Below are 15,371 nucleotides of genomic sequence, written 5' to 3' on the forward strand. Positions count from 1 at the left end.
TGTCGAGATCGTCGAGAGCGGTCACCTGCAGGTAGTGTGTGCCTTCGGTCAGGCTCGCCGATGTGTAGGTAGGGTTAGTCACGAAGCCCTTGTCGGCCTCGTCCTCGAACACGCGGTACTTGGCCGCGCCAGCAACCGCGCCCCATGTCCACACTGGACTCTGGTTGTTCGTCGGGCTCGTGGTCTGAGGCATCGCCGGTATCGCGGGAGGCGTCGTGTCGACTTCGAACTGGGCAGACTCCACCCAATTGGAGTAATTGCCTGCCACGTCCTTAGCCCTGACCCGCGCCTGGTAATTCCCATCGGCCAGGGAGAACGGCGCCAGAATCGTCCAATCGAAGTCGCCCGCGAGTGGAGTGTCGGCGCCTGCAAGGTCGACATCCTCGTCGGCGATGTCGATCACGGTGTCGAAGACGTCCCATTCAGAACCGGTAACCCGTCTGATCTGGAACTCATACAGGTCAACTCCTGATTGGGCGACCCCCGCCTTGGCATCGGAGGCATGCGCCCACCGGAATGTGGGGGCGCTGCTGGCAATCTGCCCTCCGGCCGATATGCCCACGACTCCGGGGACGCCAGGATCGGCGGGCGCATCGGAATCATATACGAAGGGAGGATCGAACCAATTCGACGCGTTGCCCAGGAAGTCAAACGACTTGATCCACGCGCCGTAGGAAGTGCCGGATGTGAGTGCCAGTACTCCCGAGGTGTACTGCTCGTTTCCGGCGCCGGACGGCGCTAGGAAGGAGTCACTGAGCCAGACGTCAAGCACCCCAGAGGCCTCGTGAACCTTGGCGCCTGTTGGGCCCATGTCGGTCGCCGTCTTGGTCCATATCTCGAGCTTGTACCCAAGCAGCCCCGCTCCGGCAGCCCCGTCGGCAGCCGCTGGATCAACCGATGCCGCCCAGGCCGCTGTGACCGCAGGGTTGTTCGCAAACCGCCTGGTATTCGTGGTGTTCACGAACCCGACTTCGGCCTCGCCGTCTGCAGTCGGGGCCTTTGTATCGATGATGAATTTGAACGAAGGGTTGGTGATCGTGCCCGTGCTGCCTGCATCGTCGGTAGCTATGACCTTATAGAAGTAGTCGCCATCTGAAAGCACGGCGCTAGCCGTCCATCTAGCTCCCCACGATTCACTGTCGGTCGCGGGCCTTCCGGCAGGGGTGATGCTGCCAGCCACTTCGTCAGTCATTCCCGCGTCAGTGTAAACCCTGATCACGATGCTGCTGGTCCCTGAGCCAGACTCATTGTTGAATCCGGATCCGCCCGCGTTGTCCAGCACCGTGATGTCGATGGCAGGTGAGGTATCTCGGGTGAACTGCTCCCCTCGGACATCCCTTGGCGCCTGGCCGCTATCGTTCACCAGAGTGCCCACAGCATCCGGCGGAGCGACCGTATCGAGAAGGAATGCCCAGGCAGCCGGGGAGATCGGGTACGTGGATGCCAGCCCTGCGCCATTTCGCGCAGTTACGCTGAGCGTGTACGTACCGTCGCCCGCCAGCGGCGAAGCAGGAGTATAGGTGGACGTTGGCGCTGCCCACCCATATCCTCCCACTACTGCCCCGCCGCCAGGCGCAGTCATATTCCACTTGATGCTGCTAGAATCGACACTGCTTTGGGTGTCGGTTATCTCGATATGTGGGGCTATGGCCGTGTTGTTCGTCTCGAACCCGTTCACTGGGAACTGGTTCGCAAACTCGGGCCCGCCGAAGTCGACATTGAACGTCATCGTCCTAGGGTCGGCAGCGTTGCCCACGGCGTCGCTGATACCGACAGTGAGAACGTAGGTGTCCTCACTGAGGTTGGTGATATTGACTGTGATCTTGCCGCCCGCATAACTAGCTATGGCGGTCGGACCAGGCTTATCAAGGGAGGCCGTGGCCGACGCAGCATTGATGCCGCTTCCTGTCGCAGGAGCACCGCCAGAGCCCGGATCGGCAGCGTTCACCGTGATACTGGCAGACGTCTCCTTGAACCAGTAGCCGCTGGCAGGAGACCACGTGTTCCCGTCGATCACTGGCTTCGTGGTGTCGACGTTGAAGTTTCGCGTCGAGCTTTCGGAATTGCCCGACCCATCGGTTGCCGTAACCACAAGAGCGTGAGAGCCCTCAGCCAGTCCGCTCAGTGCGGCGGTCGCGACGCCCGTTCCAGAATCGAAGGCAACGCCCACGGGGCTGCCATCAATGGTCGCAGTCACCGTCGCAATCCCGGCAGTTGGCAGACTGTCGGCGATGTTGACCGTGAGCGTCGGTGAACCCGTGTTCAGCCATTGGCCTTCCGTAATACTCCAGCTGGAGAAGGTCGGCTTTATGGTGTCGTTGAGCTCGAAGTTGTGTGTGCTAGTTGCGATATTCCCAGCAACATCGGCCGCCTCAAGCCTCACCGACTTGGCGCCGGGAGTGTTCATGCCCCTAATCGCAATGGTCACCTTACCCGTACCTGAGTTCGCAGTGACGTTGTCCAGGGTCCCGCCCGTGACCTGCACTGAAGCGAATGTAATCCCGGCCCAGTCAACCCCGCTGCCCGCATCGCTTACGTCAACGGTGAAAGTCTGTTGGGTGATATTCTCGAATGACGCATCGGCCGGCGTCCAGTTCGCGATGGTGGGCGCCGTCCCGTCCACAGTAACCGCACCAGTTTCAGTATCAGTCATGGTGATCGGGTTGTTCTGTGCGTATGCCGAGACCGATACGTTCTTTGATCCGTCTGTCTCGTCAGTGCGCAACTGGAGAGCTACGTCGAACTCCCCCGAGGCGCTGGGATTACCGCCGGGCACAGTCACCAAGCCCACGTTGGTGAACGCGACTGTGCTGTTTCCGACCGTGGCGTTCATCCAGATCTGGTCGGTCGCGTCTACAGTTACACGCGCCCTAACAGTGACGGTATCGCCGGGCTGAACGTTGATAAACGGAGCTCCGTTAGTTGGAGACAGGATTTCCACACTTGTTACAGCAGCTGATGCCAACCCGGAGAAACACACCAGCATGGCCGCAGCAAGCGCTGTAATCAGCAGCGGTGGTGTTCGCCAGCAAGCTTTCATATGGTTCACTCCCCTCTCAGACTGAACGCGCAATAGCGACATCGTGTATCTTGGGGTCTTCGGGACTCCATGAGGCGATCAACGGAGTCCTCGCCAACACCTCCTCATGTGCTCTTGTCCAATTAGCAACACTCCCAGCAGGTAGGCGGTTTTCCAGACCCGCGGACATACTGGCACATTCAGAATATTATCGAAGGGAATCGATGGCTGTAACTGCCCTTGCGGACAGTTGAAGGACAGTGAGGGGATAGTAAACGTGCAGTGCGTCCGGCACTGCACGTGTGCACCTGGCATGATAGACATATGGGGGGATGATGGCTGGAAAGCTACGTTATGCGGGCAATGAACCCGTAAACTTGCTGATCCGGATCTGGGCCGCGTAGGCTATGACCTGCGAGCGATTCTGGAGGTGCAGCTGATCGAGGATCTGCTTCATGTGGTACTTCACTGTCCGTTCACTGATGCAGAGGGCAGATCCCACCTCTTTGTATGTTAGCCCTGAAGCAACGAGAGCAAGGACCTCCATCTGCCGCGGCATCAGAACACCACCCGTCTCTGCGCCAGCCCCATCAGTCCTCTCCCGCTGGGCAGGGTTAGTCGTCGATTCCCTGGATTCGCTCGCAATACGCGTGAACTCCGCCAGAATCCTCGCAGTGAGGCCCGGAGAGAAGGCCACCTCGCCTCTTTCCAGGTCCGACAGCATCGCCATAAGCTCATCAGCATCCACATCCTTTAGGACATAGCCGCAAGCCCCGCTCTTCACCGCCTCGAATACGTTCTTGTCAGTATCAGATGCCGTGAGCATTATGATCTTCATCTCTGGAAGCTCGGCCTTTATCAAGCGGGTGGCGGCAAGTCCATCGCAGCGCGGCATGGAGATGTCCATCAGTACTACGTCCGGGAGCATTTCGCGCGCTTTCTCCAGCGCCTCCAGCCCGTCTTTGGCCGTCCCCACTACCTCAACCCCGCGCACCACAAGGAGATCGCTGAGACCCTTGGTGAACAGCGGGTGGTCGTCAACGATCAGAACCCTCATCGGTCTACTCGCCTCCATCCAGTTTCAATGCCAGTGGAATGCACACTTTAACCTCCGTGCCTTCACCCGGCGTGGATCGCAGCATGAAGTCGCCTCCCAGCTGCTCCGCTCGCTCAAGCATGATGCCGATCCCGAACGCTCCGGAAGATGACCATGTCGCTTCATCGGCGACATCGAAGCCCTTGCCGTCATCTCGTATCACTGCCTCGACATCTCTGGGATGCAGCTCCAAGCTGACCCACACGTTCCGGGCATCGGCATGCTTGCCCACATTGGTCGTTGCCTCCTGGATAATGCGAAACAGCTGCAGTTCTCTTGGATATCCAATGACGCCCTTCGCAACCTCCTCAGGGGCCGTCAACTTCGTGCAAATGCCGTATCGCGATTCCACTCCCCGCATGAGCTCCTGGAGTTTGGGGACGAATTGCCACTTGGACATGGCGTCGCCCCTCATGCAGCCTATGTGCTCACGCACCTCGCTGTAGGCGACCCTCACTACATCAACCAGACTATCGATCTCGTTCATGGCCGCAGCATCCTGCCCGCTCGCAAGCTTACATCTCACAGCCTGGAGCTGGACGTTGAGGTAGCCCAACACCTGGCAGATCGTATCGTGCAGGTCGCGCGCAAGAAGCTCCCGTTCCTCCATGGCGGCCAGCGCTCGTTGCCGCAGAAGCAGCTCCTCCTGCGTGCGCCGGCGTTCTGTAACATCGTTGATCACGATGATCTTGCCTATGGCGCATTTGCCAGAGCTCAGCAGAAGCGAGATGTGGAGTTCGTAGGATCCCCGCTCATCGCCCGCCTCAAGCGCCAGCTCACGCGTTGATCCGGTTACCTCTGCAAGAGCAACAGCGATGCTAGGCCAGCGCCCCATCACATCCGCGGCGTCGCCGCCCAGGGCGGCCTTGGCGGACCAGCCTGTGAGGGCCTGGGCGGCAGGGTTCATGTGAAGGACCCGATCCTGGAGGTCGGTCACTACTATGCCGTCATCCGTGCCCTCAACCATGGTAGCCCACGCTATTGGATGTATGTCGAGGAGTCGATAGCGCAGAATGCCCAGGGCAGCGGCAAGTCCGGATATGATGAACGCGATGGGTGTCATGTCAAGACGATGGATCGGACTCGAGCCAGATATGTAGAGGACATTGGCCGCCCACGGCGCAAGCACGCCCACAACCACCAGCCTGGCTTGGGCCTTGTATGAACCAGGCAGCCCGATTATCATCCTGGTTACACTGATGGTTCCGACCATGAGCAGTGTGTATGAGTAGACCATAGCGATCCAGAACCAGGGGCCGTATGTCTTGACGATCACTGAAAACGGCCCGCTTGTGTCGAGCCTGATGTTATAGCGCATCAACCCGTGATACCCGTTGGTCCATACAAGCACCTGAGTAACTGCGGGGATGATCAGAAGACGCAAGATATTGCGTCTCCTGAGCCACTCCCCCTTCCCGGAAAATCCCAACGCTGCGGCAAGCCACGCCACAGGCATAGTGGCTATTCCAACATACTCGATGTTCGACCAGACAGTCTTCGCTTCCACGCCCACGCTGCACATTTCCATGGCGTTCCCCAAGGACCACTCTGCCATCGCCAGCATGAAGCAGCAGAGCCCTGTTGCCCCGGGTCTACTGCGGCGCTTCCAGACAACCACTGCCATCACAAGAGTTATGATGCCGCTAACGATATACGGAATCGCGAAAGGCGTGTACTCCAAATGCATAACGCTCCACCACGCCCCAAGCCCCGGAGTCTGGCGCAATAAGGCGCCTAAAACAGTTAACTCCATTCGCTTTGCCTATCTTTGTTCTGTGTCCACGCAGATAGTCCTGCAAATCCTGTGGATTTCTTGAGCCGCGTGGCCACGTTATGCACGGCAGAGAGGCGCCCGCCGCCCAGCTGAACATGGGTCGAGGGGTGTTGATGCACCAGGCGCCGTCGTCGTTCCCGCCTTAGCATACTGTGGCGCCCCGCTCATCGCTGCAGCCAGTCTGCACCAAGATGGTTTCATCTTGCTAGGATGCTCTGCGCCCTGGGAATGTCGCCATCCATCTACGTTGCAGCCCCACTGGACGTTCGCTTTCCTTGAAAACCGAGCAGTTGAACGCCCAATGGCGCTGAATATGGGTCTCAGCCAATGCTCAGCCTTATCTGGAGAGCCCGCATCCCCGCCGGCTGCCATGCGCACTATAGGCAAAGGCGGGCACGACACCCGCGCCCGCCTTTGCTGTGATTCGCATGTTTTGGCAGTACCGGAGTCCGGCTCTAGAAAGCCCCCGCTTCCCGCACCGGCCCTCAGCTACCAGCCAGTGTAGGTTCCGAACCCGAATCCAGTGGGCTCAGAAGATCCGGTTCCATCCAGGCCAATTGAGGCAATTGGGTAGTTCCCGGACCCGTACTTCAGCTGCATGGATTCCATCTTCCAGGCGTTCGGAAGCCTGACCAGGTTGATCTTGATGGATCCGCTGTCGGAGCGCCAGTACGGAGCGTACGGGCCGACGACGGGTCCATTATACGTCTCGTACACCTCGAAGAATCCAGTGACCTCCGCCTTCTGGGCGTTGATCGACACGATGGTCCACGCATTGACGTTATCTTTCACCTCGTGCTTGTCCACAGCGCCCTCGACCGCTCCGTCGATATCGAGACGAATCACGTAACCCGTTGCCGGGAGCCTGAAGCTCGCCTGGCTGTTCTTGTCCGCGTTGAGTTCGGCCTTGAGCTGATCCAGGGGCTTCGCATACGTTGCCGCACCCTCGTTTATTGTGAGCTTGAACGTTGGAGCCACGATGCCCGTTCCTGCCATGGCGTCCACGTTGTAGGCTTCAACTCCGCCGACCCAGCCGTTGAGAGCTGTTATCACGGCTTGCCTCTCCAGCGTCTCGTTGAACGGCGGCTGGCCCATGCACCCGGCGAGGACCACCGTCATCAGAACGAGCGCTGCGAGGCATGTTAACCTCTTGGCCATTCTGGCTTTACCCTCCTTTGCAGGTTTGCTGACACTGCCTTTTCAGGGGCCGGGCGAAGGCGCGCGCCCCCGCCCGGCTTGCCGTCGTTCAGCTAGTTACCAGGGGCGCAGGCGGCCGAATCCGAAGCCACTGCGCTCTGTCTCCACCTCGTACTCATAGGATGCGCTCATGCTGCCGACGCACACCGTTACCGTCATGATCTTTCCAGGCGCCATGACGGCCTCGTCTAGCAGGACGTAGAACTTGGCGTTGGTCCCGGTCTGGGATACCTTCACCACGCGCCACGCCGCGAGCTGGGTGGTTCCCACGCTGACGGTTACAGGAGCATCAACAAGCCCCGACACCTCGAAGGCAACAGTCGAGATCATGTTGATCTTGTAGATCTCGCCAGGCAGGGGCTGGGCGTTGAAGATCGTCAGCGCTGTGATGTTCACAGGGTCGAACACAACCTCAGCACCGATATTCCCCAGCAGGTCTTCACCCTTCACCTTGAGCACATGGTTCACTCCCGCGGAGATCGCCTTCACGAACTTCATGTCAGTCGTCCACACAGGAGTCTCGCTGTCGAGCGTCACCCAGAAGCCCTTCACGCCGCAGCCAGCGTCGACGGCGGACCATGTCCACGTTACCGTCGTGTTGTTGGTCGGCGCCATCGGAGCCACAGGCGACAGCTTCGTAACAACTGGGCCTACCCGGTCGATCTTCGTGGATGCCTCGTTCGACCAGGCGCCTCCGTTGTTGAGTGCGTCATAGGCCATGACCTTGCCCTTCACGACTGCGCCTTCAGCAGCTCCGCTGATATCCACTGTGGCGCTGATCGTGGTGAGGCCGGACACTGTCGTCCAATTGGCTCCGCCATCGAGGCTGTAAGTGAGATCGTACTTCACAGCATCAGCCACGGGGTTCCAGTTGAACGTCAGAGTCGCGGCATTTGTCCATTCAGGCAGCGCGTTCATCACAGGCGCAGCGGGAGGAGTCGTGTCGATCACGACATGCCCTGGGGTGGACCTCGCGCTCTCGTTTCCGAGCTCATCGAGGGCTGTCACCTCAAGGGTGTGCATCCCGTCGGTCAGTGTCGCAGACGGGTACTCGTTGGTCGCAACGTAACCGACGAAGGCGCCGTCAGCGTAGACGTTGTAGCGCACGGCGTCAGCCGAGGAGGCCGTCCACGTCCACGTTGGGGTGTTGTCATTCGTCGGAGTTGCCGTTGTCGGCATTCCGGGCGCCGCCGGAGGCGTGGTGTCGATGGTCACTGTTGCGAACGTCAGGTCAGCACCGACGTTCCCCACTTTGTCCACTGCCTTGACCTTCAGCACGTGCGCGCCGTCGGCCAGGTTGGACGCTGGGGTGAACGAAGTGCCTTCGGTCTCAAACGGCAGTTCGCTTCCAAGGGTGACTATGTAGTAGTCGACCCCGGACAGCGGATCGGCGCCGGACCATGCCCACGTGGGCCTGGGGTTGTTGGTCGGGCTCGTCGGCGTTGTGACAACGCTCACGACAGGGCCGGTGCGGTCGACCGTGGTCGAAACCTCCTCGGACCAGCCGCTCACGTTGCCCACAGCGTCGTAGGCCCGTACCTTTGCAGTTATCAGGTTGCCGTCCACAGCCGTCGGAGCAGCGATGATGACCGTCAAGGTCTGAACATCGATGTCAGGGACAGCAGTGGCAACTCCAGCTATGGTGTATTCCACGTCGTACTTGACCGCGCTGTCTACCGCAGTCCAGACAAGCATGAGCGCGTCGGCATTGGTGTATGCCGGCAGCCCGGCCATCTCCGGAACCACAGGAGCGGTCAGATCGATCACTACGTAGCCGGCTTCCGACTTGGCGCTCTCGTTGCCGAGCGCGTCGAGCGCGGTCACCTGCACGTAGTGAGTGCCCTCGGTCAGGTTCGTCGATGCGTAGGTAGTCGCAGTCACGAAGCCCTTGTCGACCTCATCCTCGAACACGTGGTACTGGGCTGCGCCTGTAACCGCGCCCCACGTCCACGCGGGACTCTGGTTGTTCGTCGGGGTCGTGGTCTGAGGCATTCCGGGCGCCGCCGGAGGCGTGGTATCGACGACCACCGCCGCGAATGCGACCTCAGCGCCAGGGTTCCCCACGATGTCCACAGCCTTGACCTTCAGCACGTGCGCGCCGTCGGCCAGGTTGGACGCGGGGGTGAACGAAGTGCCTTCGGTCTCAAACGGCAGTTCGCTTCCGAGGGTGACTATGTAGTAGTCGACCTCGGATACTTCATCATCGCCGGACCATGCCCACGTGGGCCTCGGGTTGTTCGTGAGGGTCGTAGGCGTTGTGACAATGCTCACGACAGGGCCGGTGCGGTCGACCGTGGTCGAAACCTCCTCGGACCAGCCGCTCACGTTGCCCACAGCGTCGTAGGCCCGTACCTTTGCAGTTATCGGGTTGCCGTCCACAGCCGTCGGAGCAGCGATGTTGATCGTCAGGGTCTGAACATCGATGTCAGCGACAGGAGTGACAACTCCAGCTATGGTGTACTCCACGTCGTACTTGACCGCGCTGTCTACCGCAGTCCAGACAAGCATGAGCGCGTCGGCATTGGTGTATGCCGGCAGCCCAGCCATCTCCGGAACCACAGGAGCGGTCAGATCGATCACTACGTAGCCGGCTTCCGACTTGGCGCTCTCGTTGCCGAGCGCGTCGAGCGCGGTCACCTGCACGTAGTGAGTGCCTTCAGTCAGGTTCGTCGATGTGTAGGTAGGTTCAGTCACGAAGCCCTTGTCGACCTCATCCTCGAACACGTGGTACTGGGCTGCGCCAGTAACCGCGCCCCACGTCCACGCAGGACTCGGGCTATTCGTCGGGGTCGTGGTCTGAGGCATTCCGGGCACCGCCGGAGGCGTGGTGTCGACTGTGAAGACCAGCGCTGCAGAGTACAGGCTCTCGTTTCCGAGCTCGTCCACTGCCTTGACCTTCACAGTATGCTGGCCGTCAGCCAACCCTTCGGTGAACTCGTGATATGCAGTCGCTTTGCCCACGTTGATCCATGCCTGTCCGTCGATCTCTACAACATAGTGATCGAGATCGAGATCGTCTACAGCAGTCCACTTCACCTTGGGCGTCTCGTCGGCGGTGTAGATAACTCCGCCGATGTCCGTGCCGTCGGGTTCGGTGAGCTGCAGGCCTGTCGGAACGGCAGGCGCCGCGAGGTCTACGTACACGGTACGAGTCGCCTCAGGGCCCTCGTTGTCCAGCCAGTCGTAGGCCTTCACCTTGAAGGTGTGGGTTCCGGTCGTAGCAAACGTGGTCTGATATGTGCGCGTGTCGTCGACGTTGATCCACGCACCGTCGTCCGCCTTCACCTCGTAACGCGTCGCGCCGGCAGGAGCGCTCCAGCTCCATGTCTGGGGCGACTCGTTCGTAGGATCGGGCGTCAGCAGCATCAGCACAGGAGCTGCGGGGCCGGTCACGTCGTAGATAGTGGATACTATCGGCGACCAACCGCTCTCCTTGGTCTCGCCCGAGATGGGCAGCGTGGAGATGGTCTTCACACGGAACCAGTACTCGCCCTCGCCTGCGGCTGCCGCGTCGAAGCTGTAGTCCGACGTCGAACGGGCCTCGCTCGTCGCGCCGCTGAACCCTTCGTTGTTGGCGTACTGCAGGACGTAGGTTATGGCATTGGCTCCGTCGGTTACGTCGTTCCAGTTGATCGCTATTGGGCTCGTTGTGTAGCCCGGGGCAAGAGCCATGATCGCAGGAGCAGCAGGAGCCAGCGTGTCGACTGTGACTGTCTCAGCCGCGCACCAGCCGCTCTTGTTGCCCAGCGTATCGTAGGACCCGACTTCGAGGGTATGCGCACCGTCGCCAAGCTCCTCGGCGTGTGTGTAGCTAACGGCAGTTGCCACGTCTCTGATTATCGCCCCGTCAAGGCGAATCTCATAGCCCGCGGCGCCGCTTACCGTAGTCCAGCTCCACGTCGGGGTCTTGTCGGTTGTCGGCGTCGTCACGGTAAGGCCCGTGGGCACTGCAGGCGGGGTCACGTCTACTTCGACATTGCCCGTCGCCTCAGGGCTCTCGGTGCCCAGCCAGTCGTACGCCTTCACCGCGAAGGTGTAGGTTGCAGTTGCAGTGAACGCGGTCTGGTATGTGCGCGTGTCGTGGACATCGGTCCACCCAGCGCTGTTCACGTTCACCTTGTAGCCTGTCGCGCCGGCAGGAGCGCTCCAGCTCCATGTCTGAGGCGACTGGTTGGTAGGATTCGGCGTCTCCAGCATCAACACAGGAGCCGCGGGACTGGTGTGATCGTAGATAGTGGATACTATCGCGGACCATCCGCTTTCCTTGGTCTGTCCAACGTTGACTGTGGAGATCGTCTTCACGCGGAACCAGTACTCGCCCTCGGTTGCCACAGCGAAGCTGTAGTTCGAAAACGCGAGGCCTGTGACCTCGGTTGGGCTATCGAACCCGGCGTTGTTGGCAATCTGCAGGACGTAGGTTATGCCATTGGCTCCGTCGGTTACGTCGTTCCAGTCGATCGCTATCGGGCTCGTTGTGTAGCCCGGGGCAAGAGCCGTGATCGCAGGAGCAGCAGGAGCCAGCGTGTCGACTGTGACTGTCTCAGCCGTGCACCAGGCGCTCTTGTTGCCCAGCGCATCGTAGGACCTGACTTCGAGTATATGCGCCCCGTCGCCAAGCTCCTCAGCGTGTGTGTAGCTAACGGCAGTTGCCACGTCTCTGATTATCGCCCCGTCAAGGCGAATCTCATAGCCCGCGGCGCCGCTTACCGTAGTCCAGCTCCACGTCGGGGTCTTGTCGGTCGTCGGCGACGTCACGGCAAGTCCCGTGGGCACGTCAGGCGGGGTCACGTCTACTTCGACGGTATTGCCCGTCGCCTCAGGGCCCTCGGTGCCCAGCCAGTCGTACGCCTTCACCGCGAAGGTGTAGGTTCCAGTTGCAGTGAACGCGGTCTGGTATGTGCGCGTGTCGTGGACATCGGTCCACCCAGCGCCGTTCACGTTCACCTTGTAGCCTGTCGCGCCGGCAGGAGCGCTCCAGCTCCATGTCTGAGGCGACTCGTTGGTAGGATTCGGCGTCTCCAGCATCAATGTAGGAGCCTCGGGACCAGTGTGGTCGTAGATAGTGGATACTATCGCAGACCATCCGCTCTCCTTAGTCTCGCCAACGTTGACTGTGGAGATCGTCTTCACGCGGAACCAGTACTCGCCCTCGGTTGTCACAGCGAAGCTGTAGTTCGAAACCGCGAGGCCTGTGACCTCGGTTGGGCTATCGAACCCGGCGTTGTTGGCAATCTGCAGGACGTAGCTTATCGTATTGCCTCCATCGCTTACGCTGTTCCAGTCGATCGTTATCGGGCTCGTTGTGTAGCCCGGGTTAAGCGCCTGGATCGCAGGCGCCGCAGGAGGCGTTGCGTCGACTGTGACGCTGCCGAAGCCAGACCAACCGGAGTAGTTCCCGGCTACGTCCATAGCCCGCACGCGGATCTCGTACTGTCCGTCCGCAAGCGAGAGGCCCTGCGTCCAGGTCTGCGGATTGGCAGGAGCCAAGCTATCCGGGATGTCCAGGAAGGTATCGAGGACGTCCCACTCAGCGGTGCCAAAGTGCCTGATCTGGATGTGGTATCGGTCTACGCCCGAGATCGCGTCGGTCGAACCATCCCAGGTCCATGTGGGAGTTCTATCGACGGTCACAGGCGTCGTGGTAGGTGTCCCTGGCACGGTCGGCGGATCGGGGTCGAAGATCACAGGCGGATCGGCATACGCGGTTGCATTCATCGCGTTGTCGCGCGCCCTGATGTAGACGCCGATTTGGTCGCCCGCGACTAGCGGCAGGTCGCCCGCAGGCTGCCAGACCTCCCAGTCTGTCTCGGAGGTAGGCACCACTATAGGCGTCCCGTTCGTGCCGCCAAGGGACGCATCTACTATGGTCTCCCCTATACCCTTATTCTTCACCAGGTATAGGTCGTAGTTCTTGATCTGTGAACCCGGGACGCCCGTTTCAAGATCCGGATCGCCGGGGTTCTCCCAGTGCCATGTCGGCCTTCTGGAGTTGGTATACCAGTTGCCATCCGCTATGTTCCGGCTACCAGCCCAGATAGTGCTGCCGACGACGGCGTTAGGCGCTTCAGTGTCGATGCGGAAAGTTTTCGAGTACTCTGCTTCGTTCTCCGCATCGTCGTCGATGGTCAGTGTAGCGGTATACTCGCCCTTGGGCATCGTACCGCTGGGGTTCCATGTTGCCGTGGCAGTCATCCCACTAGGCGTGAAGGTTGGCGTGCCGAGTACTATGGTCCCGGATTTGTCCTTCACGACGATTGCGCCAGTGCCATCGCCGTCGAACCCGCTCAACGCGTCTGCGACGTTGAAGGTAACCGTTGGCGTGTCGTCGTTCGTGTAGACCTTCCCGCTGCCATCAACGTACAGCGCGGTCATTGGCCCATTGAACGAGACCGTGCTGCTCGTCAGCGTCGGCGGGGTCATGTCAAACACGAATCTCCAGTGGCCGCCGCCGCTGGGGTAGGTGCTCGAGTTCCCCAGGTTGTCCTCAGCTGTGACTGCCATCGAGTAGGTACCTTCTTGCGCGACTACTGTGAGTGGAGTCGCCAAGGCGAACGCCGCCGTCGGGTCAGTCCACGAGGGCGTTCCTGTCACAGGCGCCGCGAGAGGATCCGTGACAGCCCACACGATGCTCGTGCCGTTCACTCCGGACCCGGCATCGGCTATGTCGATAGATATGGCCGGGTTGGCCTCGTTGGTCTCATAGAGGTCTGTCGGTACCTCGTTCGAGAATGTCGGGCCTCCCGAATCGTATACGAACACTCCGCCAACCCACGGGTCACTGCCGTGCGATGGGTTGCCGAGAGCGTCGAACGCACGGACGCTGATGTAGTACGTATGCCCATCAGTCAGACCGAGGTCGCTGCTTGGGGTATACGTGTTCGAGTTCACCAGCGTGGGACTAACGATGTCGAATCCGTTGGGAGTAGTCCCGATCTTGATCTCGTAGGCGCTGGTCGTCGGCATGCCCGACAGGGCGTCCGTCGAAGCCGCCCAGTCGATCTGCGGCGTCAGGTCGTCCGTATAGTAGGTTGCGCCATGAAGTACCCCTGTCGTGGGAGTACCAGGAGGCGTCGGGCCCTCGTTATCGAACACGAACGATCCCACATACCACGGATCCGCTGCATGGGACCAGTTAGCGAGCTGGTCCTTGACCCGCACGCTGATGTGGTAGGTCTGCCCGTTCGTCATCGGGGCAAGACCAGCGTCGTCGAGTTCGCTGTCGTTCGTGGCCGTAACGGCCAGCATTTCCACGCCGTCCGGGGTCGAGCCTACCTTGACCTCATACGCCCCGGCGCCAAGCCCGACTCCTACTCCGTCATCGCCGTCTGCCCAGTCGAGGTCGGGCGTTGCGGAGTTGGTGTATACCACGTCCAACCGGGGGACCGCGGGGCTTCCGGCCTTCAGCGTCGGAGTTCCCGCAATCGTCGGAGGCGTGTTGTCGAACTTGAACGTGCCCGGGATATACCCAGAGGCATTCTCGATGTTCGCCGCGTCCTTGGCCTTGACGTTCACGTGGTACGTATTCCCAGTCGTCAGCGACAGGTCGCTGCTCGGAATATACATGACCGACGTTACGAACGTGTCGCCAAGAATATCGGCGTCGCCAGGGGTCGACCCTATCCTCAGAGTGTAGGGTTCGGTCTGGTGCATCTCGCCGGGCGGCGTATCGGTGGAGTTACCCCAGTCTACCCGCGGCGTCAGGTCGTTGGTCCACCTGGTGCCGAGGAAGTCCGTCCCCACAACCGGCGCGCCCGGATCGCTTGGAGGCATAACGTCATAGTACATCACGCGCTCTTGATAGCCCGTCTCATTGCCGAGAGCGTCCTGAGCCATGACGTTAACGTAGTACTTGGTTCCCGCAGTCAGGTCAACCCCGAGGGCGTAGCTGTTGGTCGAGCAGTTGGTCTCGCCCAACCTCTCAGTTCCGCCCGAGGTAGTGCCTATCTTGATCTTATAGGGAATCGTGTCGTGCAGCCCGGCGCCCGCGTCGGTCGACGCGTCCCACTGGATCGTCGGCCGCTGCGTCGGCGTGTGCCATGCCGTGTCCGGCGCAGCTCCTGCCGAGCCGGTCGCCGCATGGATGTTCGCAGGCACGCTAGGCGCTGCGTTGTCGTAGATGAACGTGCCCTGGCAATCCGCCCACGCGCTCCAGTTGCCCGCTGCGTCCTTGGCGCGAACCTGTATGTAATAGGTCGTGCCGCTATTGAGCGTCAGCGCGCCGCCGGGAGTGTATGAGTTGGCGCCGCTGGTGGCAGTGGTTAGCACGTCTTCCCGACCGTACTCTG

Annotated in this window: 5 protein-coding genes; all 5 read right to left on the reverse strand. The window is 60.6% G+C overall.

The genetic code is table 11. The annotated features are described in order from the left end of the window. Positions 1-3,040 (reverse strand): Ig-like domain-containing protein (locus tag VB144_14440; GenBank protein ID MEA4884827.1); only part of this gene is annotated, 3,040 nt, incomplete at its 3' end. Between the two features lie 331 nt (positions 3,041-3,371). Continuing rightward, on the reverse strand, positions 3,372-4,076 hold the full coding sequence (locus VB144_14445; GenBank protein ID MEA4884828.1) for a response regulator transcription factor: 705 nt from the start codon (positions 4,074-4,076) through the stop codon (positions 3,372-3,374). A 4-nt stretch (positions 4,077-4,080) separates the two neighbouring features. Further along, the gene (locus tag VB144_14450; GenBank protein MEA4884829.1) at positions 4,081-5,796 is read right to left on the reverse strand and encodes a histidine kinase N-terminal 7TM domain-containing protein; all 1,716 of its coding nucleotides are present in this window, start codon (positions 5,794-5,796) and stop codon (positions 4,081-4,083) included. 582 nt (positions 5,797-6,378) lie between these two features. Further along, positions 6,379-7,047 carry a hypothetical protein gene (locus VB144_14455; protein ID MEA4884830.1) on the reverse strand — a complete coding sequence of 223 codons (669 nt, stop codon included), beginning with the start codon at positions 7,045-7,047 and terminating at the stop codon, positions 6,379-6,381. A gap of 96 nt (positions 7,048-7,143) precedes the next feature. Next, positions 7,144-15,351: an Ig-like domain-containing protein gene (locus VB144_14460; protein ID MEA4884831.1), complete on the reverse strand. Its 8,208-nt coding sequence runs from the start codon at positions 15,349-15,351 to the stop codon at positions 7,144-7,146. Between the last annotated feature and the right edge of the window lie 20 nt (positions 15,352-15,371).

This window comes from Clostridia bacterium, assembly GCA_034926675.1.
Lineage (GTDB): Bacteria > Bacillota > DTU025 > DTU025 > DTU025 > JAYFQW01.